The organism is Micromonospora sp. NPDC004704, assembly GCF_053601675.1.
The window spans coordinates 1-20,055 of sequence record NZ_JBSGCD010000066.1 but is presented as its reverse complement, the minus strand read 5'-3'; the positions used below and the strand labels follow the sequence as shown (position 1 = coordinate 20,055).

The window sequence follows — 20,055 nt, the reverse complement described above, 5'->3', positions numbered from 1 at the left end:
CCACACGCCGGGTCACCACCATGCCCACCAGCAGAAAGACCACTAACGGCACACCACCAACCAAGATCAATCACTCATGAAAGACCGAGGCTAGGATGTCAATCGTGAGTACGCCCGACCGCAGGCTCCCGGACACGCCGCGGTCCCACTGCGAGTTCAAGGTCTTCGGCGGTCTTGGCGCCCGGCGGGACGGCTCGGAGGTCAATCTTGGTCCGGTTCGCCAGCGGATCATCCTGGCCAAGCTCCTCGCCGCCGGGGGTGACGCGGTCAGCCTCGACAACATCATCGACGGCGTGTGGGACGAACAACCGCCGCCCAGCGCGGCCAACCAGATCCACCGGCACGTCGGGCACCTCCGGCGGATTTTCGAGCCGGACCTGGACGTCCGCGAAACCGGTCGGTACCTCCTACCGGCCGGTACGGGCTACCGGCTGGCCCTCGCGACCGAGGACTCCGATCTTGCCATGTACCGCGAGTTGGTCCGGCGCGCCCGCGAGGCGCTCGCCGGCGGGGACGTCGTGGCCGGCGTACGGGCGTACCTGACCGCTCTGGAGCTCGGCCGCAGCCCGGCGTTCACCGACCTTCCGACCAGTGCGTTGAGTGCGCCGGAGTTCGTCGCCATCGAACGGGAGCGCGCTGCGGTGGCGCTCGCGGCCAGCGAAGCCGCGATCGCCCACGACATGGCAGGCACCGTGTTGACCCCACTCCTGAGCGTGGCCGCCGCGGCGCCGCTGGACGAGGCGCTACAGGCGTGCCTGATGCGCGCGTACGTGGCCACCGGTCACCGGGCGGAAGGGGTGCGGGTCTTCGAGCGGACCCGTCAACGTCTCGCCGAGGAACTGGGGGTGGACCCGGGTCCGGAACTACGGGAGGCGTATCGGGAACTGCTCGCCAGCGGCTGGAGCCCGCAGGACGAGCCGCGCCCGCCGGACGCTCCCCGGCCCGCGCAGCTACCGCCGCCGGTCGCGGGCTTCGTCCGACGAAACGACGTGGCCGCCGTACTCGACGACCAACTGTCCGACGCATTCGGCGATGCGACCATCGTGATCACCGCGCTCGGCGGCATGGGTGGCATCGGCAAGACCGCTCTCGCCGTGCACTGGTCCCACCAGATCGCGGACAAGTTTCCCGATGGCCAGTTGTACCTGAACCTGAGGGGCCTGGATCCGGACGGACGCGTCATGTCATCGGAGGACGCCCTCGCCACATTGCTCGCGTCACTGGGCGAGCCGGCGGTCTCGTCACCGCAGGAGAACGTCGACGCGCAGGCGGCTCGTTACCGCAGTCGCCTTTCCGGTCGTCGCGTCCTGATTCTCCTGGACAACGCACGCGACTCCGACCAGGTCCGCCCGCTGCTGCCCGCCTCCCGAGGCTGTCTGGTCATCGTGACGAGCCGCAACCGGATGACGAGCCTGGTCACCCGGGAGGGCGCACGTTACCTGCAGGTCGATCGGCTGACCGGGGCCGAGTCCAGACAGCTTCTGATCAACCGCCTCGGCACCCGCCGCGCCACCATCGACCCGGACGCGTTGGACAAGGTCATCACGCTCTGTGCCGGGCTGCCGCTCGCGCTGGCGATCGTCGCGGCCCGCGTGGCCCTCAATCCGGCCCTGCCACTGAGCGCGGTCGTCACCGACGTCTCGGCGCCATCCGCCAGACTCGACGCGTTGTCCAGCGCGGACTCGTCCGACGATGTCCGGTCGGTGTTCTCGTGGTCGTACCATGCCCTCGATCCATCAACGGCGCAGGTGTTTCGTGCCCTCGCCGCCCATCCGGGTCCAGGGATCTCGCTGGAGTCGGTGGCCAGCGTCGCCGGAGTCGGTCGCATACAGGCGCGCGAACTACTCACGGAGTTGATGACCGCGAATTTGCTCAACGAGTCGCAGTCCGGGCGGTACGTTCTGCACGACCTGCTGCGGGCCTACGCGGGTGAGCTTCTCGACGAGGATAAAGAACGGCCGGAGTGTGAGCGGCGTCTCATCATGCATTACCTGCACTCTGCCCGCGCCGCGTACGCGAGGCACCACCGGATGCCAGTCGGCACCGTCAACGAACCGCCGTCGGATGTGACTCCTGAATCGTTCGACAGCGTGCCACAGGCAGCCGCGTGGTACGCACGGGAACGGCCCGCGCTGTGGGCGACGATCGATTTGGCCCTCGCACATGGCCTGGGGCGATACGCGGCGGCTATGGTCCTCGCCGCCTCAGCACCGGGCAGCAACTCCATACCGGCGGGCCGGACACAGACCGTACTCGCGATCCTCGATCTGGTCAGCGCGCTCGGTGAGCCGCTGATGGAGGCCGAACTTCTTCGCACCGTCGGTGAGGCCTTCGCCCCGCTGCCACAGGCCGACGAATATCTACGCCGAGCCTTGTCCATCTTCGAGGGCGCCGGAGAACTCGCCGGACAAGCCGACGTCCTGCGAAACCTCGCCGTGCTCTCGCTGTCGCGTGGCGACCACGACGCCGCCAACGCGTATGGCGAACGCTCGGCGAGCCTTGCCCGGCAGACGGGAAGCCAGGAACTGCTCGCCGTTTCGCTGCTGACACTCACGAGCGCGCGCCTGGGGTCCGATCGGTTTGAGGCCGGCACACGGGTCGCGGACGAAGGACTGGCCATTGCGGTGGCGAAGCACCTCGATCACCTGAAGATCTACTACGCACAGCTCATCGCGGAGTCCTCCTGGAAACTCGGCCGGCTCGAACGAGCGGTGAAGGTGTCGGAGTGGGGATTGACGGAAGGCGTCTGTGAGTCGAACGGTCCCCGGTGCGCCATCGCGGCGATCCTCGCGCGGGCCGCATTCGACCTGGGCGACCAGGTTCGCGCGGAACGGGGCTGCCAGCAGTTCGAGAACCTGATCGCCGACAACGGCTTCCGGGAACTCATTGAGGTCTCCGGCATCGGGGAGGCCGAGGGATACCGCGACATGGTCGCGTATGTCCGGGCCCGGCTCAGCTTGATGAGCGGCGCGTCGTAAGCGGATAGGGCAAGCACTCAGTCTGCACTCGTCGTGCACCGCGGTGCGATCGGATGGTCGTCGAGACCCCGAACCCGCGCCCGAGGAGCACCATGCACTGCGCCGTATCCGAGCCTGCCCGAGTCCTTCCCCGTGCGGTCCTGACCCCACGACAGGAACAGATCGCCCTGCTGGTGGCGGCCGGCTCCACCAACGTCGAGGTCGCGACGCACCTGGTCATCAGCACCCATACCGTCAAACATCACCTACGCGGAGTCTTCCACAAGCTGGGCGTCGCATCCCGCCGCGAACTGCGCACCACCCTGCCCCACCCCGACACGACCAACCGCTTCGCCCAGAGCTGCTGCCTGACCAGCCAGGAGCGCGACATCGCCCGCCGGGTCTCGAACGGCGCGTCCAACCGCGAGGTGGCGGCACAACTGTTCATCAGCCCGAGCACGGTGGACTATCACCTACGCAAGATCTTTCGCAAACTCGGCATCACCTCACGCCGAGAACTGGCGAGACGAGACGCACCTGCCGCGCCACGATCGGACAGCGCACCGTTGGCCGCGAAGTCTGGGCATGGTCGTCCGGGACCAAACTCCGGTTTGCCCTCATCGCAACCGGGCTCAGCCTGATTCGGACATCGCAACTGCCCTGACCACGTCAAGCCAATCCTGCGGTGATCGATTGGCGCTCAGCGTGGGGTGTGCGGAGCGACTCGGGTGTCCGCGTCGGTGTGCTGCTCGATCGGCTCGCACACCCGCCCATGCCAGGGCATGGGCCGAACTGGAAACCCGGCTCGTATGAACTCCGCACCGGTACGACGAGCACGACGACCTGGTGCGGGCCAATCCGCATGCCCTCGCGGTACTCCACCGTCTCGCTCATGCCCGCCTGCGGGGACGTGCCGAGCTGAGAGGCGGTTACAGGACACGCTCGCTTTCGCCGGGTACACGTCCTGGGCCTCGATCAGCCGGACCCCCGCCCGACGATTTGACGGGCACCGATCCATGGATACATGGCATCGCCAGCCCATCGACTCGATCGCGCCCCGAACCGGCCGCTCACCCTGACACGGCGACGTCCCGAACGGTGGCTGCCGGCCTGGATGCCCTGCTGTCCGTGACACCGACATTTGTCCAAGACTGACAGCCGGCAGCCCATGCATCATCCCCTGCATGAGTGACTACGACGTTGAGCATCTGCATGGGATGCGTGTGGTCCACGACGGCCCGCGGCAGGCACCGGCGCTGCTGCTCATCCACGGATCGGGGTTCTCGGGCGCCTCCTGGAGCCCGGTGGTAACGGCACTGGCCGACCACCATCACGTCATCCGGGTCGACCTCCCGGGCTGCGGCCAGTCCCCGCCCGCGCTGTCATACGAGGTGCCCGTCCAGGCGGGCCGGGTGGCAGCGATGCTCGACGACCTCGGCCTTCATTCTGTCACCACGGTCGGGCACTCCAGCGGCGGTTACATCGCCACCGCGCTCGCCGAACAGCGCCCGAACCTGGTGAGGTCGCTCGCGCTGATCAGCAGCGGCCCGAGTCCCGAGGCGCTCCTCCCGCAGCCGTTGCTTCTTCGGTTCCTGTTGGCCCCGCCTCTCGGCCCGCTCCTGTGGCCGAGGCGTTCGGAAGCGATGATCCGCAGGGGGATAAGCGCGACGTGCGCTCGCGCCGTGAATATCCCGGACGACCTGGTCGCCGATGTACGGGGCACCACGTACCGCACGTTCAGGACGGTGCTGCGCCGCAACACCGCGTACATCGCCCAGCGGAGCGTGCCCGAACGTCTCGCCGCCATCGAAGTCCCAATGCTGGTGATCTTCGGTACCGCCGACCGCCGCTGGGAGCCGTCGTCGGTGCACCAGTACGACGCGGTGCCGAACGCGCGGGTCGAGTTGCTGCCCGGCGTCGGGCACATACCCATGTTCGAAGCCCCCGAGAGGACCAGCGAACTGCTGCTGGGCTTCACGGCAACAGTCGCTGAGACCCCGCCGGTGCTCCCCGAGGCCTAGGCTGGTCATGTGCTGTCGACCGGGATACCGCCGGACTGGGCGCGGGTGGACGTCGCAGTCCCGCGCCCGCCAGGTCGGCTGCCGGGGATCAGCATGGCCGGGTTCCGCCAACGTGTCCCCGCACTCGTGGACATCGCCATGGTCGCGCACCCGTTCGTCACCCTGCTCGTCGACCTGAGCGAGGGAGAAGGCCTCGTCTACGACACCCATGGCCGGCACGAGCGCGGCAGTGTCGTCATCGGGCTCCTCCCCGGCGATCTTCGGGCAACTGGCCGGGGGGTCGGAGAGTGCCTTCAGATCCGGCTGGAGCCGGTCGCGGCCGCTGCGGTGCTCGGCGCATCAACCGAACTCAGCGGGACGGTGATATCTCTCGATGATGTCTGGGGCCGCGACGCCGGACGAGCCGAGGCCAGGCTGCGTGCCGCCGCGTCGTGGGACGAACGGTTCACGATCGCGAAGGAAATCCTCGGCCGACGGCTGGGCGCCCACCCGCCGGTCGATTCCGAGGTCGCCTACGCCTGGCGGCGGACGCTCACCAGTCGGGGGCGGGTGCGGGTCGACGGACTGTCGGCCGAGGTCGGCTGGAGCCGCAAGCGCCTGTGGTCCCGCTTCCGGTCCCAGTTCGGCATCACGCTCAAACGCGCCGCCCGACTGGTGCGGTTCGACCACGCCGCCCACCTTCTCGCGGCGGGTCACGCCGCCGCCAGCGTCGCCACCGAGAGCGGCTACGTCGACCAGTCCCACCTCCACCGCGAGGTCAAGGCGTTCGCCGGGCTTACGCCCGCGGCCGTGGCCCTCGCGCCATGGCTCGCCATTGACGACGTCGCGTGGCCGGCTTCATCGCCAGCCCGGAGCCCTGTGACGGGTGGCGACGACCTACGTTGAACAGCCTGCCTGCCACGATCAGGCTCCCACTGGCCGTCCAGATCGAGAAACCCGTCGTGTCAGGGCAGTTCGTCTGCGGCCAGCCGCTGCAATAGTGACCGCAAACCACACTCTCATCGGCTGCCCACCGCGAGTTGGTGTGGCTCTCATTTGGGATGCGTCCCGCCGATCACCGTGTGGCGCGGAGAGGCTCAAGGGCGGGCAGCCTGACTTGAAGAATCGGTGAGCACGGCTCTGTTGAGCCACGGCGCGGCCGGGCGCGCTGATGGGGCACGGAGGATGATGGGTCCTCGGGCGTCGACGCACGGTCGGCGGCAGGATCCGGGCGTCGGATGATTACGGTGCCACGCATCATGGTTGCGTGGATACCCGTCGAACGATCGTCCTGGTTGATGACCTCCGCTCGTTCGTGGATGGCCGTAGCGCCGAGGTGGCCCGCACGAGCGCCGCTGGAGTTGAACTTCTCGATCGGTATCGGGACCGGCGTCTGGACGAGCTGTGGCTGGACCATGACCTGGGCGGGGATGACACGATCTGGCCGGTCGTGGAGGTCCTGGAGAGGGCTGCCTTCGACAGGCGTCCCTTTGACGTTGGCGTCATCAACATCCACTCCGCCAACCCGGCCGGCGCCGCGAAGATCGCCCAGGTCCTACGGCACTGGGGGTATCACGTCCGCGTCGCGTCGGGCTCCACGGACGTCGGCTATCTCGACGGCCCTGGGTGAATTGACCGGCTCCAACGCGCCGCCGGTTGACACACTCGGGCGGCGGCAGAACCCGATCTGCTCGTGGCCGCACGGCATGATGAGCGTTTATGGGCGCCACCGATCCGTACGTGACCATCACGGAACCAACATTCGTGGCACGGTTCCTTCTCGGTCCCGACACGACCGAGGAGTCCGTGGCCAACGTGGATGCCTTCGTCGACCTTCCTGACGGGCCGAGTTGGGCGCTGACGATCTTCACCGTCGATGAGGTCCGCCGCCTGCTCGCGAGATGGAAGGAGACCGGTGAAGTCGCGGACGGCAGTTACTTCTGGGCCGTTGACCAGCTGATCGTGCCGGAACCGGGCGTGCTGGCCATGACCGCAGCTATCCGAGAACTCGTTCGCAGTGGGGAGATAGCAAGCGCCGGTGTTCGCTGCGAGGATCCGGGCTGAGGCGCCCCGGTGCCCCGCCGCGCCGGTCAGGTCATGAAGCTCAAGTACCGTGACTTTCTGTGACTGAGTGCGAGGTTGAGGTCAGCGAAGATCTGGTCCGCCAATTGCTGCGGGAGCAGCATCCGGACCTGGCCGAGTTGCCCCTCCATGAGGTGGCGGGCGGCTGGGGAAACCAGATGTGGCGCCTCGGGGACGACTTGGCCGTTCGGATGCAGCGGATGGACACAAGCCCCGATCCGCAACTCAAGGAGCGCCGCTGGCTGCCACTGCTGGCCTCACGTCTGCCGCTTCCGATCCCGACTCCGGTGCGGAGCGGTACGCCGTCCGAGCGCTTCCCCAAGATGTGGACGGTCATGACATGGGTCGAGGGCACGCCCCTGGACCACGGCACGATCGCCCGCCGCGACCACGCGGCCGACATGTTGGTGGCCTTCCTCAAGGCGCTGCATGTGGAGGCGCCCGCCGATGCGCCGGGCGCCTCGGACTTCGGCACCCACCCCAAGGACTCCGGGGACGGGTTCGAGCACTTCCTGGGGGCCGTGGACCTCGTCGGCTTCGGCTTCGCCGAGGACGACATCCGGGCCGTGTGGGACGACGCGGTGGCGACCCCCGAGTGGCCGGGACCACGGGTATGGGTGCACGGCGACCTGCATCCCGCGAACGTCGTCATCGCCGACGGCACACTGGCGGGCATCGTCGACTTCGGCGCGCTCTTCGCCGGCGATCCGGCGTGGGACCTCGGGGCCGCCTGGCTGCTGCTGCCCGAGGGGGGCGCCTCGCGGTTTTTTGACAGCTACGCCCAGGCGGACGAGGCGATGGTCCGAAGGGCGCGCGGGCTGGCAGCCATGAAGAGCCTGTTCCTGATGCTGATGGGTCAGAACGGGGACCGCGGCCTGCCCGGCGGCAAGCCGAACTGGGGGCCCGTGGGCCGGTCGGCACTTGATCGTGTCATGAAGGGCCTCTGAGTCGGTACAGACCGATGGGTGCTCCCCGGCGGCCGGGACCAAAACCGCCTCGGCCGCCGGAACCGTCCGGACCGAAGGACCTCCCCGACAGCTCGTGGCGTACGCGACGCGAGGGTTACGGAAGTCCGGCAGGCGGCCGCCGAACCGTCAGATAATGCAGGGGTTGGCCTGTGGTTCATCCCCAGAGGCAGCGGGCTGGCCGATCGGGTGCGTCGGAAGGAGCAGTCGTCGAATGAGCACGATGCACGCCGTGAGAGCTCACACCAGGGGCGGGCCGGAGCAACTTGTGTACGAGGAGGCGCCGCGGCCGAAGCCGGGGCCCGGTGAGGTGTTGGTGGCCGTGAAGGCCGCCTCTATGACACCCCACGAGCTCACCTGGCCGGCAACCTGGACGCACAGCTCGGACGGGACAGGACCGGAGCGCACGCCGATCATTCCGTCGCACGAGTTCTCCGGAGTCGTCGCGGAGTCCGGGGCGGGGGTGGAAAGCCCCGTTGAGGGGGAGGCGGTCTATGGCTTGATCCCTTTCGTCCGCGATGGCGCGGCGGCCGAGTATGTCGTCCTACCCGCAGCCGTCCTGGCGCCCAAACCCGCCACCGTTGACCACGACCACGCCGCAGCGCTCCCATTGGCTGCGTTGAGTGCGTGGCAGGCCCTGGTGGATCACGCCGACCTGCAGGCCGGGCAGCACGTGCTGGTGCAGGGCGGTGCCGGCGGTGTGGGGATCTTCGTGGTGCAGCTCGCGGCCGGTCTCGGTGCTCGTGTGAGCGCCACGGCGGCAGCGGGCGACCTGGGATTCGTCAAGGGATTGGGTGCCGAGCAGGTCATCGACTACGCGCAAGACCGCTTCGAGGACCACGTTCGCGACGTGGACGTGGTCGTTGATCTTGTCGGAGGGGCCACGCAGTCGCGTTCCTGGTCGGTCCTGAGACCGGGCGGTGTCCTGGTCACCCTCGTCACCCCACCCGACCAGCAGGAAGCAGCCCGGTACGGCGTTCGTGGGGTGTACTTCATCGTCGAGCCCAACCAGAATGCGTTACGTTCCATCGCCGAGTTCGTCGATGACGGCCGGTTGAGGCCAGTACTGGACCGCGTGCTGCCCCTCAGTGAGACGCGCTTGGGTTACGAGGCGCTCGAGACGGCCAAACGCCACGGCAAGATCGTCATCCACGTCGCTGACTAGTGCTGGTCCTACAGCGTTGACTAATAATCCAGGTGACGGATCTCGGAGTTGACAGCGAATCCGGACTTGGGTCGGGCTCGGCGGTCGCGCTGTCTGACGTAATCGCCGATCACGGTTTCCTGCTTGGCGTGGCTGCGGTGATCGATGCCGTTGAGGGCGGAGTACCCCGGCGGCGACGCGGGGTCTTCAGGAGGTTGGGGAACTCGTGTCACCGTTTCCGGTCACGGATGCGGTAGTGCAGGCGCCCGCCGATCTCCATGGGGCGTGTGGACGCTCATCGACCTGGCCGAGGCGGCGGGTCGGCGGCACGGGATTCCGTCGATCGGTGCGACGGCGTGGAACCCGTCGACGCGAGGCGGGATCGGGTGCGGGCCGGTGCTGTCGGGGGCAGCGCGGCGATGATGTCGGCGAGTGAAACGTCGGCGAGGCTGCGCCGCCACGCGTCGTGCGCCTCGGCCATCTTCTGGGCGAGGACGCAGGTGTTCCGGCACTCGTCGGGAGGAAGTGCTCCCAGTCCTTGTTGGCGGATCTCGCGGCACTCATACGGCGGGGAGGTGCCGTCGACCGCCTCCACGATCCGGAGCAGCGTGATCTCGGACGCCGGTTGCGCGAGCCGGAACCCGCCGCGCGGACCTGTCGTCGCGACCAGCACGCCGGCCTTGACGAGCCCTTGTAGCTGCTTGGCCAGGTACGCCGCTGGGAGGTCGTAGTACTGCGCGAGCTGCGCCGCCGACGCGGTGGCTCCCGGATCGAGCTGCGCCAGCGTCGCGGCGCAGTGCAACAGCCATTCGGTGCTCACGGGCAGCTTCACCGCCTCAGCCTATCGCAGATATTGTGGATCTGCGAAGTCCGAGATAGTGTCGGCCCGCAAGTGAACGAGAGGAAAGATCATCATGCGAATCGCAGTCGCCGGGGCGACCGGGAACATCGGCGCCCTCACCGTCGCCGCCCTCGAACGGGACGGACAGGACGTCGTGCGCATCAGCCGTTCGCTGGGGGTGGACCTGTCAACCGGTGACGGGCTCGACCACGCCCTCGCCGGCGTCGACGCGGTCATCGATGTCACCAACGGGCCGGCGACCGGCCACGCGGAGACGGTGGCGTACTTCGGCACCACCACCCGGAACCTGCTCGCAGCCGGGGAGCGGGCCGGCGTCCGACACCACGTTCTGCTCTCGATCGTCGGGATCGATCGCGTCGAGGGCACCGCACACTACGCTGGCAAGCGCGAGCAGGAACGCCTCGTGGCCGCCGGTCCGCTGCCCTGGACGATCGTCCCGGCCACGCAGTTCCACGACTTCGCCGCGATGGTCGCGAGTTGGACGGAGCGCGACGGCGTCGCGACGATCGCGCCGCTGCTCGTGCAGCCGATCGCGCCGCAGGACGTCGCCGACATTCTCGCCGAGATCGCCCCGGGCGGGCCGCAAGGCCGCTACGCCGACGTCGCCGGCCCGGAGCCACAGGACCTCGTCGACATGGCACGACGCACCAACGCAACGCGCGGCCATGTGGTGAGGCTCGTGCCGACGTGGTCGGCCGTCTTCGGCCCGGCGATGGCCGGCACCGTGCTGTTGCCCGGCGAGGGGGCTCGCATCGCGCCGACAACCTTCGACGAATGGCTCGTCGGACAGCGAGCAGACCTCACATCCGACGGCCACAGCATCGCCGAACTCCGGCCAGCGTAGCGAACTCCGAGCCGGACCAGGCCGAACAAACGGCGTTGTCGGGTACGCCTGGAGTCACGCTGCAGACCGTCAACCACGTCATGTTGCACAACCAGTGTCATCTTTCGGTGGTATCGACGTGTCGCAGGCGATTACTGACTGGCGTACTGGACGCGGGCCGGGTGAAGCTGGGGTGTGATTGTCATCCAGCGGGTGCGTGTGCGGTGGACGGCTGCGGCACGCGGTGCCCCGGCCGCGAATGCCCGTCGTGGCCTCGACCGGGCAGTGGCCCTGCCTCGGTCACTGCCGGAGTCCGAGGTGGTGATCCACGAGGTCCTGGTTGACGATGCGGTCGACTACGAACGTCATGACGAGGTGCTGGCCGGCGGCGCCAAGCAGGCCCGCGACATCGGTCTTTGGCTGAGTCGTGACGAGGCGACGGTGACCGTCGACCGGTTACCCGGTTCGGCGGCCTATCCGCGCCCGTACGCGTCAACCCGCCTGTTCGCGCTGACTCCGGGGCAGATCGGCCGCTACCGAGCCAACTTCCGGTTCACCGGCTGCAGTTGCAACCCGAGCTGGTACTACGAGGATTGGCTGGTGCACGTCAGCTACGGCCAGGTGACCCACGACCGCTTCGTACGCGGCCAGCCGGACCGCGATGCCGACCATCGCGTGCATCTCTACGGTGGAACCGGGCGCCGCCCACGCCCCCACCCGTGAGCTCGGCGGCCTCGGAGCGGCAAGTCAAGCCCGCACCACCCAGGGTCCGGCATGAACCGGCAGGGGCCGGTCATGCCGTTGCGCGACCGGTTCGCGGCGGGCCCGCACCCGACCGGGTTACGTCAAGTCGCCGTGTGCTGAGACGTCAACCGCCACTGCTGGCGTGGTTCCTCGCGGCTTCGGGCTCATGGTGACGGCGAGTCTGGAGAGGGAGCAGCGGGTGGCCGGCGTGCAGGTGGTGCGCGTACCCGGGAAAGAGGGCGGGTGGCGGCGGCCGGGTGGCCCGGGACGAGCGGCACCGGGGCGTAGCCGGGGTTATGCCTCAGCGGCGGGTCAGCCGAGTTTCGGTTGGGCGCCGACGCAGTTGGCGCCGGTCATCCAGATCGGGCTGCTCTGGATCTGCGCAGCGGGGTCGACCCGGGCGGCGACGCCGCGCCACTGGGCGGTCTGTCCGGCGATGTCGCAGAGCCTCGACCAGATCGGCGCTTCCGACTCGATCGGTTGCCGGAACAGGAAGGCGACGGTGATTACGGTCTTTTCACCCGGTACCCCGACCGTGGTGGCCTGGACCTGGACCTGCGCCACCTCACCCTGACCGAGGGCGGCGGCGACCGTGGCGTCCTGCGACGCGGCGGAGACCGCGGATTCGATCTGCGTCTCAGCCAGCGGGGGCAGGCCGGCGGCGGGGGTCAGTTGGGTCGGGCGCGGCAGGGGGTACGCGTTCGGATCGCCCGGTGGGTTCGACGGCGGCCGGCTGACGCTCGGCGGCGGCATGGTCTGCTCCGGAGGCTGGAGGGGCGGGCTGGCGCCGGCGCTCGGGTCGACCGGGCTGCTGCCCGGGGCCGCCCGCTCGGTGGAGGCGCAGGCTGCGGCCAGCAGGCTGACGGTGAGCAGCCCGGTGACGAGACGGATGCCGGTAATCCCCATGATGCCTCTGACCCCTCTGGTCCGCTGGTTTCGCCGCGGCGACGGATTTGTCGGTCGCCGGAGCCGGCCCAGCCACCGACCGGGCGTGGTGACAGGGTCCGCCGGCCAGGCCGACGGACCCTGTCATTGTCGTACGTCGATCAGGCGGTGTCAGGTAATCAGGAGGCGCGGGTCTCGATGGCCAGACCCCACAGCGGGGTGATCTGCGGGATCGGGCTGAACCAGGACTGGCTGCCGCCCTGGTCGCCGTTGCAGCCGTAGTGGCTCTGGCTGTGGATGCCGTACGCCACCCGGTAGGTGGCCGAGCCCAGCCAGTACCAGCCGCCGCCGCTGTCGCCACCGCAGGCGTCGAGCCCGTCGACCCGGACCATGCCGCCGTCGTTGGTGCTGCCGATGATGCCGCAGCGGTTCGGGCCGTTCGGCGAGGTGTAGTTCGCGGCGAGGCAGACGGTCTCGCCGACCAGGAGGTAACCCATCGTCGGAGCCACGTAGTTCAGCGCCATGGTGCGGCTGCCCGACTCGATGTAGATCTCGCCACCGGCGTCGTACTGGAACCAGGGGTTGTCGTTGCGGATGATGCCCGCGTCGAGCCCGCCGGACACGATCGCGCCGGTCATCGGGCCGATCGCCTGGGCACCGGTGCTCCAGGTGCCGCCGCCGCTGTTGCAGTGGCCGGCGGTGTAGGAGTAGCGCTGCCCGGCCGAGGTACGCGCGGTGAAGCCGACCGAGCAGACCGGGCTGCCGTTGTACTTCAGGATGGCGCCGGCCCGGATGGTCCAGTCACAGTCCAGCCGGGAGGTGCAGCCGGCGTCCAGCTCACGCTCGAGGTTCGAGCCGGTGACGACGGTGACGCCGGCCGGCACGCCCTGCGCCCTGACCGCGCTGACATTCTGGCCCGACACGGCCAGCGTCACAGTGTTGCTCTTGACGTCGATGCCGACCACGCCGTTGCTGGCCTTGGCCACGCTGTTGTTCTGCAGGGACGTGGCCAGCCGCTCCAGGTCCGCCCAGGAACGCTTCACCACGTGCGCCTCGGCGCGGATGCCGAGCTTCTGCGCCGTTTTCAGCGCCTCGGACGCGGCGGCCGGACTGGTCAGCGACAGGTGCATCACGCCGGACGGCGCGTCGAACCAGGAACCACCGTACGCGGCGTTGGCGGAGACCTGCAGCTGCAGGTTCTTGCGGGTCAGTTGCTGGTCGAACGCCGCCCGGGCGGCGGACTCGGACATCTGGGGGTAGGCCGTGCGGTACGCGGCGATCGCCGAGGCAACAGCCTTGTCGTCCGTTGCCGACGCGGTCGCCGGCTTCGCCGTCACCGTGTTCGCCTGAACGGGCGCGGTGAATACCGCGCTGGCGATCAGGACCGCCGCCGTGACGAGCGCCGGCAGCCGGAATGCCCTGGTGGTCATGAACCCTCCTCATCGGATCCCGCCAGGCTGCACACCTGGCCGATGACAGAATTGCACGGCGGTTATTGATGCCAATCGAAGCGACGCATTGCTGACAGTGAATTCATGATGTGTATTGCCAAGCGAATTCTGAACTGTCCTGTCATGGCTTGACTGCTGTCGGACGAAACTCCCGACTCACGTACGGTTTGGTGCGATGGTCCGAAGGTGCTACTGCCGTCTGGCTGGTTGACGCGACCCGTACTCGGGTTCCGTCGGCCTGGTTGTCGGGCTCGTCCCGAACGATTAGTCGGGGCTTATGGCCTGATGGGCGGAGTATTGCGACCGTTTCGTCGCGAGTTGGATCTCGGTGCGGGTGATGGCGCTCGTCAGGAATGCGACAGCCGAGAAGGATCATCCTTTCTTGGTGTCTCGGGTGGACGGAGCAGCGAAATGCGGAGATCGGGTCCCGGGTTGCTCACGGGTCGGCCAGAACGGTTCTGAGCTGGGGATAGTGGTCTTCGGTTGCGCCGTCCGAGGCAAGCTGTGGGCGCTTCGCTGTCGTGACCTGGGCCGGCTTCTGTCCGTCGCTGGTCAGCAGCCTCGTCCGCTGGTGGGAACGGAGTTGATTCCGTCGGGTATCGCTGCTGCCGGTGCTTTCGCTCTGTTTCTGGCAGATTAACCGTAGAGCTGAGTAAGCGATGTGACGTGTCCCGCTCTGTTTGAGATGATGCGCGTATAGCCGGGCTCGTTGGGCTGGGGTGTGCGGGCGCTGATGATCGCACTATTGCGGGAGGCAGTGATTATCCGGCCGGCCGTACCCACTGTTTCCCCTAAACTGCGTCAAGGTCGCACTGAGGTTCCCCCTGGGATGTGGACACCGGGTCATGCCGCGACCTGATGCAGCGTACCGGTGAGGGATTGTCGACAAGTCGATCCTGTACCGCTCGAAAAACCGGTTCTGACCCCTGACGGGAGTCGGGGGCATAGTGGTCGGCGCTGTCGGGGGCGGCCTGCGTCTGGCGAGTGTCGTCTGTGGCGCTGTCGTTGGGTCGGCCGAGGCCAGCAGGTCCCTGTTCGATCTTGTCGCCTAGCCTGGCTCCATCTGCTTCGGGAGGTGAAGAGTGTCGTACGTCAACGGGAGGCTGTTCCTGCCGGACGTCGTGCAGCTGCAGTTGGTCATCGATCCGTTCTCTGATCGAGCGGGAGCCGTGCAGGCGGCGCGTTCGTGGTTCGATCTCGGATGGCGGCAGTTCGGTGGAGAACTGCGCGAGGCGGCCGTGGCACAGGCCTCGGGCGATACCGGGGTGGCGCGTGCGCTGTCCCCGTTCGGGGTGGAGGCGGGGATGGCCTTCTCGTACGGATTTCTGGGGCAGGAAATCAGCCGCGAGATGGGGTTCAGCGACGAGAGCTGGGCAGAACTCCTGGCCGCCATGGCCAAGCTGCCCAGCGCCTTGTTCGTGGCCGGCACCCTGACGGCCGACGGGAGGGCCGGTGAGGTGCCTCGGATCTACGAGGCATCCCACTATTTCGAGATCATGCTTCGGCCATCGTTCGGTCCCGGCGGGAGATACTCCATCCTGACCCTGCTCCTACGGGCGGATTCAGTGCTGGCCGCGCCGGAACGGGAGGCGGTCATGCCGGCCTTCCTGAAGGCGGTCGTGGCCAGCACTTCGCCGGCGTTCGGCGAGATTTCCTACAGCTACACCAGCCCGCTGACCGCGATGGAATACGTCCTGCGCGCCGATCCGGCGCTCACGTTCCCCGATCCAGAGCGGATGTTGCGCGGCTACTCCTGGGTGACGGTGGTGCCCGAGGAGATGGGACTCGCCCTGGGCGGCCGTGACGGGCTCACCGGGTCGGGGGCCTTCTGGAACGTGGAGCGGCTGCCACGCGGGGGCTACTGGTTGCAGGCGACCGAGAGGTTCGCCGACTATCGGCAGGCTGAGGCGGAGCGGGTATTCGACGTGCTGCGGCCCCACCTCCCCGCGAACGCGTACGCATCGGATTTCCGAGACGCGCGGAGACCCATTCCGGGAGCAGCGGTCGGGTGAATCGTTCGTGACATCAGCGCCATGGCGTCTCAACCAACGATGGTGCCTGCCGGAGGAAGACCTCGAACCGGGTGGCGGAGTTGCCGTACGCCCAGGACGGTGTTTCGATCCGCTGCTCGCACAGCGTCCGGATGACACGCGCTCGGGTGGCCGAGGTGGGTTCAGTCATGTCGGTTCTCCCAGGGGGTCTCCCGGCGCCGGACCCGGGAGGTGGACGGCGCCGGGAGACGGATGGCTCAGAAGTTGAACTGGTCGCTGTTGGCCGATTCTCCGGAACGGAATTCCCGGCAAGCGGCGGGCCAAGGCGATCGAGACAAGACTGATCAGGGGATTCTTCAGGATCTTCGGCAAGCGCCCACCGGGTAACAAGAGTTGGCACTGAATCAATGCTCGTGACGGAGTGCGGGAGTCTAGGGGCTCGGGTAGATGATGGATGACGTTGAGTTCTGGGGACTGGTGGGCTCCCTTGGTGGGCGCCCGGAGCTCCAGGATGATCGGCCCTACAGGGAGCTCACGACAGAACTGGCTCGTGGCCCCGTCGAGCGGATCGTGGATTTCGCGGAGACCCTCGCGTACAAGCTGTACGAGCTTGATCGACGCTATCTCCTGGAAAGCCAGGAGTCGGCGGAGCGGTTATCGGACGACGGTTTCCTGTACGCCAGGTGCGCGGTGGTCGTGGCGGGTTCCGTGGCGTTTGCGGCTGTTCTTGCCGACGAATCGGCATTCCGCCCGTTCGTCAGTGCCGACGCCGCCCACGCCGAGTCAATTCTCGATGTCCCGTCCAACGCGTACAAGGTGCTCGCCGGCGAGGACTGGGACCATGTCGAGGAGTACGACTATGAGACCGGGTCGAACGACGAATGGTGGTAGTCGGTAGCAGGTTCGCTGCCCCGCGGGCGCCCGGTCGATGTGGTTCACCGGGATGAGCGGTCGGAGGTAGCTGACTCCGGTCAGGTTCTCGGCGGCCGTCCTCTCCAGGGAGGGCGGCCGCTTCGGTGCCGCCAAACCCGGGCCGCCCGGCAGAGCGAGGCGGAACGGCTCCTCGTCGACCTGGACGACGTCGACCGAGAGCAACTGCCCGCATTCTGCGTACCCCGGGCGGTTGATCCACGACTGGCGCGTCCCCGGCGGTCGATCGTCCTGACGGCGGCGGGCCCGGACAGATACTGTCCGGGCCCGCCGCCGTGGTGTCGGGGGGTTCAGCCGAAGGCTTTGAAGGTGCTCCAGTTCTCGGCGATGATGACCTTCACGAACGCGTTGGTGTTGGTGGCGGACGGGTGGTAGACGCGAATGGTCCCGTCCGGACCGTTGCGGGCCCAGAGATCCGGGATCCGGTCCCCGCTGATGTCGGGGATACCGACCACCGCGGTGACGTTCGTCGAGGTCCAGCTGGTTCCGTAGGAGACATCGCCGCTGCGGGAGTTGCCGGGCAGCTTGAGTGAGTTGAGGTCGACGCTGCCGGCGACCGGGCCGGGCTTCCCGTGTCGGCCGATGTCATCGGCCACCGGGAGCGGTGCCGGCTCACCGGAGTGCCGCTCCTCGGGCATGCCGGCAAGGACGAGAAGATCCGCCAGCGGGATTTGCAGCACAAGGGAGAGATCCCGGAGGATGCCGATGTTCGGGGCCATCTCGCCGGCGAGCAGCGGCGTGATTGTCAACCGGGCTCGCCCGGTTGCGTAGCAGACGGCCTTGACCGACAGACCGCGGTTCTCCATGCGGCCCTGCAGTACCCCGGAAAACTCGATGCTCATCGAAGAAGCTTGCGATGCTCCTCGCCGTTAATCGTCGATCAGGCGGTGGCCGACCTGTTGTCCGAACCCGCCGCGACCGGCTCCCGTCGGACCGGGCGGGCCCGCGTCGGCAGCCCGAGCATCGGGTTGGCGACGCCCCAGGCAGCACCCTTGCAGACCAGCTCCTTGTAGATGGCAGCGAGGCGTCCGGTCAGGGCAGCCGACACGGCGCGATCGTCGGCGCTGACGTACTGGATCACGCCCTCCCGACGACCCAGAGAGATGCACTGGTTGAAGTAACGCAGTGGCGCGTTCGGTAGCTTTCCACCGGTCAGCCGCGCCGCGATCGAGTCGGCGGCCTGCCAGGCCATCGGTGTGCCCGAGGCGCACGACATCCGCAGCGGCTTGTTCCCCGCTCCGATCGCGTGGGCCGCGTCTCCGATGGCGTAGACGTCCGGGTGCGAGACCGATCGCATGGTCGGATCGACCACGATCTGACCCGTGTCGGTGACCTCCAGCGAGGTCCGCTGCGCGATCGGGTGGACGGCGAAGCCGGTGGTCCACACGGTGATCGCGGCCGGGATGGCCCTGCGGTCGGCCGTGACGACGCGGTCGGCTTCGACGGCGGTGACGGCGGCGTGCTCGTACCCGGTGATCCCGAGCTTGCCGAAGACCTTCCGCAGGTGCTCGCGGCCCCTGGGGGAGAGCCAGTCGCCGAGGCCGCCGCGGGCGGCGAGGGCGACGTCGAGGTCCGGGCGGGCCTCGGCGATCTCGGTCGCCGCCTCCAGGCCGGTCAGGCCGCCGCCGACGACAACCACGGTCTGCCCGGCGTCGAGGTTGGCCAGGCGCTCGCGCAGCCGGAGCGCGCCGGTCCGGCCGGCGATCTCGTACGCGTGCTCGACCGTTCCGGGTACGCCCCGGGGGTTCCAACCGCTGCCGAGGGCGTAGACGAGCGTGTCGTACGCGAGTTCTCCGGCACCGTTCGCGTCGACGACGGCGACGGTCCGGCGATCGACGTCGACGCCGGTGACCCTCGCGACCCTCAGTTCGACGCCGGTGCCCGCGAACATCTCAGCGAGCGGCCGTGGCTTGAGGTCCTGGCCGGTCGCGAGCTGGTGCATGCGGACGCGCTCGACGAAGTCGGGCTCGGCGTTGACGACGGTGATGGCGACGTCCTCGCGACGGAGCCGCTTGGCGAGGCGGCCGGCGGCGATGGCTCCGGCGTATCCGGCGCCGAGGACGATGATGCGGTGCAGCATGTCGGTGCTCCTGTCTGACGCGGGTTCGCCACTTGAACCGGATGGCCCGCCGTTTGCTGACAGGAACGGGATGTGAAGCACCTCACACGAGGTCAGAACGCCTTGAACAGCGGTTCCCCGTGGTCGGAGGTCGCGAACCGCTCGGTCGCGCGCGCCAGCTTGTCGGGGTTGACCTGGCTCTGGACGGCGGCGATGCCCTCGGCGGTGACCTCCAGGCAGATGACGCCGACGACCCGGTCGTCCACGACGGCCACGATGGCGGGGTCGCCGTTGGCGGTCCAGGCGTAGACCTCGGGCGCGCCGCCGAGCACGGCACGCTTGGCCGCGGAGGGCTTGAACAGCCCCCACAGGAACCTCGCGACCGCGCGGGCGCCCTCGAACGCCTTGGCGCGGGCCGGGACCTTTCCGCCACCGTCGCCGATCGAGATCGCGTCCGCGGTGAGCAGCCGCACGAGCGGTTCGATCTGGCCACCGGTTGCGGCGGACATGAACTCCTGGACGATCCGCCGGGCGGCGACCTCGTCGACCTCGGTCCGGGTCTTACCCTCCGCGACGTGCTTCTTCGCGCGATGGAAGATCTGCTGGCAGGCGGCCTCGGTGATGTCGAGGATCTCGGCGATCTCCCGATGCGGGTAGTCGAAGGCCGCCCGCAGCACGTACACCGCCCGCTCGTTGGGGGACAGGCGCTCCATGAGGGCGAGGACCGCGTACGAGACCGACTCGCGCTGCTCGGCGGTGTCGGCCGGGCCGAGCATCGGGTCCCCGGCGAGCAGCGGCTCGGGAAGCCATTGGCCCACGTACGTCTCGCGCCGCGCCCGCGCGGAGGTGAGCTGGTTGAGGCACAGGTTGGTGAGCACCTTGGTCAGCCAGGCGTCCGGGACCTCGATGCGGTCGACGTCGGCGGCCTGCCAGCGCAGGAACGTCTCCTGCACGGCGTCCTCGGCCTCGGCGGCGGAGCCGAGCAGGCGGTACGCGATGGCCTCCAGACGGCGCCGGGCAGCCACGAACCGGTCGACGCCGTCCGCGGTCAGGGGCATGGCCCCGATCCTAGACGAGTAAGTCCTAACTGAGTTAGTGGTCGTAGGCGATGAGTGACCTGGTCACGGGCTGGCCGGTGGTCCGGTTGTGCCAGATCGCGGCG

Annotated in this window: 20 protein-coding genes; 12 read left to right on the top strand and 8 right to left on the bottom strand. The window is 68.4% G+C overall.

Annotated elements, in window-relative coordinates; translation table 11 throughout:
* Window positions 1-98: 98 nt before the first annotated feature.
* The gene (locus tag ACWEFB_RS37690) at window positions 99-344 is read right to left on the bottom strand and encodes a hypothetical protein (protein ID WP_452293021.1); all 246 of its coding nucleotides are present in this window, start codon (window positions 342-344) and stop codon (window positions 99-101) included.
* A 120-nt stretch (window positions 345-464) separates the two neighbouring features.
* On the opposite strand from ACWEFB_RS37690, the gene ACWEFB_RS37685 reads away from it, so the two are divergent.
* From ACWEFB_RS37685 to ACWEFB_RS37650, 8 genes are all read left to right on the top strand, one after another.
* Window positions 465-2,978 carry an ATP-binding protein gene (locus tag ACWEFB_RS37685; RefSeq protein WP_452293020.1) on the top strand — a complete coding sequence of 838 codons (2,514 nt, stop codon included), beginning with the start codon at window positions 465-467 and terminating at the stop codon, window positions 2,976-2,978.
* A gap of 53 nt (window positions 2,979-3,031) precedes the next feature.
* Window positions 3,032-3,598 (top strand): response regulator transcription factor, encoded by a 567-nt coding sequence (locus tag ACWEFB_RS37680; protein ID WP_452293019.1) that lies wholly within the window; start codon window positions 3,032-3,034, stop codon window positions 3,596-3,598.
* A gap of 543 nt (window positions 3,599-4,141) precedes the next feature.
* Window positions 4,142-4,978, top strand: coding sequence for an alpha/beta fold hydrolase (locus tag ACWEFB_RS37675; protein WP_452293018.1), 837 nt, complete (start codon window positions 4,142-4,144; stop codon window positions 4,976-4,978).
* Window positions 4,979-5,104: 126 nt separating this feature from the next.
* Complete coding sequence (locus tag ACWEFB_RS37670) at window positions 5,105-5,863, top strand: helix-turn-helix domain-containing protein (protein WP_452293017.1); 759 nt, start codon at window positions 5,105-5,107, stop codon at window positions 5,861-5,863.
* Window positions 5,864-6,224: 361 nt separating this feature from the next.
* Window positions 6,225-6,587, top strand: a complete 363-nt coding sequence (locus ACWEFB_RS37665) for a cyclic-phosphate processing receiver domain-containing protein (protein ID WP_452293016.1) — start codon at window positions 6,225-6,227, stop codon at window positions 6,585-6,587.
* Window positions 6,588-6,676: 89 nt separating this feature from the next.
* Window positions 6,677-7,021 (top strand): hypothetical protein, encoded by a 345-nt coding sequence (locus tag ACWEFB_RS37660; RefSeq protein WP_452293015.1) that lies wholly within the window; start codon window positions 6,677-6,679, stop codon window positions 7,019-7,021.
* Between the two features lie 59 nt (window positions 7,022-7,080).
* Window positions 7,081-7,986, top strand: coding sequence for an aminoglycoside phosphotransferase family protein (locus ACWEFB_RS37655; RefSeq protein ID WP_452293014.1), 906 nt, complete (start codon window positions 7,081-7,083; stop codon window positions 7,984-7,986).
* 232 nt (window positions 7,987-8,218) lie between these two features.
* Entirely contained in the window at window positions 8,219-9,169 is a 951-nt protein-coding gene (locus tag ACWEFB_RS37650) for an NADP-dependent oxidoreductase (RefSeq protein ID WP_452293013.1), read from the top strand.
* A 274-nt stretch (window positions 9,170-9,443) separates the two neighbouring features.
* Here the strand turns inward: ACWEFB_RS37650 and ACWEFB_RS37645 are convergent, their stop codons facing one another.
* Window positions 9,444-9,980 carry an RrF2 family transcriptional regulator gene (locus tag ACWEFB_RS37645; RefSeq protein ID WP_452293012.1) on the bottom strand — a complete coding sequence of 179 codons (537 nt, stop codon included), beginning with the start codon at window positions 9,978-9,980 and terminating at the stop codon, window positions 9,444-9,446.
* An 82-nt stretch (window positions 9,981-10,062) separates the two neighbouring features.
* Between ACWEFB_RS37645 and ACWEFB_RS37640 the strand changes: the two genes are divergently transcribed.
* Both ACWEFB_RS37640 and ACWEFB_RS37635 read left to right on the top strand, forming a co-directional pair.
* Window positions 10,063-10,854, top strand: coding sequence for an SDR family oxidoreductase (locus tag ACWEFB_RS37640; RefSeq protein ID WP_452293011.1), 792 nt, complete (start codon window positions 10,063-10,065; stop codon window positions 10,852-10,854).
* Window positions 10,855-11,151: 297 nt separating this feature from the next.
* The gene (locus ACWEFB_RS37635; protein WP_452293010.1) at window positions 11,152-11,556 is read left to right on the top strand and encodes a hypothetical protein; all 405 of its coding nucleotides are present in this window, start codon (window positions 11,152-11,154) and stop codon (window positions 11,554-11,556) included.
* A 333-nt stretch (window positions 11,557-11,889) separates the two neighbouring features.
* Here ACWEFB_RS37635 and ACWEFB_RS37630 read toward each other — a convergent pair whose 3' ends face one another.
* Entirely contained in the window at window positions 11,890-12,483 is a 594-nt protein-coding gene (locus tag ACWEFB_RS37630) for a hypothetical protein (protein WP_452293009.1), read from the bottom strand.
* A gap of 158 nt (window positions 12,484-12,641) precedes the next feature.
* Complete coding sequence (locus ACWEFB_RS37625) at window positions 12,642-13,892, bottom strand: S1 family peptidase (protein WP_452293008.1); 1,251 nt, start codon at window positions 13,890-13,892, stop codon at window positions 12,642-12,644.
* A 1,103-nt stretch (window positions 13,893-14,995) separates the two neighbouring features.
* Between ACWEFB_RS37625 and ACWEFB_RS37620 the strand changes: the two genes are divergently transcribed.
* The gene (locus ACWEFB_RS37620; protein ID WP_452293007.1) at window positions 14,996-15,925 is read left to right on the top strand and encodes a hypothetical protein; all 930 of its coding nucleotides are present in this window, start codon (window positions 14,996-14,998) and stop codon (window positions 15,923-15,925) included.
* 13 nt (window positions 15,926-15,938) lie between these two features.
* Here the strand turns inward: ACWEFB_RS37620 and ACWEFB_RS37615 are convergent, their stop codons facing one another.
* Window positions 15,939-16,094, bottom strand: coding sequence for a hypothetical protein (locus ACWEFB_RS37615; protein WP_452293006.1), 156 nt, complete (start codon window positions 16,092-16,094; stop codon window positions 15,939-15,941).
* Window positions 16,095-16,351: 257 nt separating this feature from the next.
* Here ACWEFB_RS37615 and ACWEFB_RS37610 point away from each other — a divergent pair, with 257 nt between their 5' ends.
* Entirely contained in the window at window positions 16,352-16,795 is a 444-nt protein-coding gene (locus tag ACWEFB_RS37610; RefSeq protein WP_452293005.1) for a DUF4240 domain-containing protein, read from the top strand.
* Window positions 16,796-17,124: 329 nt separating this feature from the next.
* Here ACWEFB_RS37610 and ACWEFB_RS37605 read toward each other — a convergent pair whose 3' ends face one another.
* The 3 genes from ACWEFB_RS37605 to ACWEFB_RS37595 all read right to left on the bottom strand — a co-directional run bounded on the left by ACWEFB_RS37605 (window position 17,125) and on the right by ACWEFB_RS37595 (window position 19,951).
* On the bottom strand, window positions 17,125-17,676 hold the full coding sequence (locus tag ACWEFB_RS37605) for a helix-turn-helix domain-containing protein (protein ID WP_452293004.1): 552 nt from the start codon (window positions 17,674-17,676) through the stop codon (window positions 17,125-17,127).
* Between the two features lie 38 nt (window positions 17,677-17,714).
* Window positions 17,715-18,914, bottom strand: a complete 1,200-nt coding sequence (locus ACWEFB_RS37600; protein WP_452293003.1) for an NAD(P)/FAD-dependent oxidoreductase — start codon at window positions 18,912-18,914, stop codon at window positions 17,715-17,717.
* 92 nt (window positions 18,915-19,006) lie between these two features.
* A complete protein-coding gene (locus ACWEFB_RS37595; RefSeq protein WP_452293002.1) occupies window positions 19,007-19,951 on the bottom strand; it encodes an RNA polymerase sigma-70 factor in 945 nt (314 codons plus the stop codon).
* Window positions 19,952-20,055: the final 104 nt, after the last annotated feature.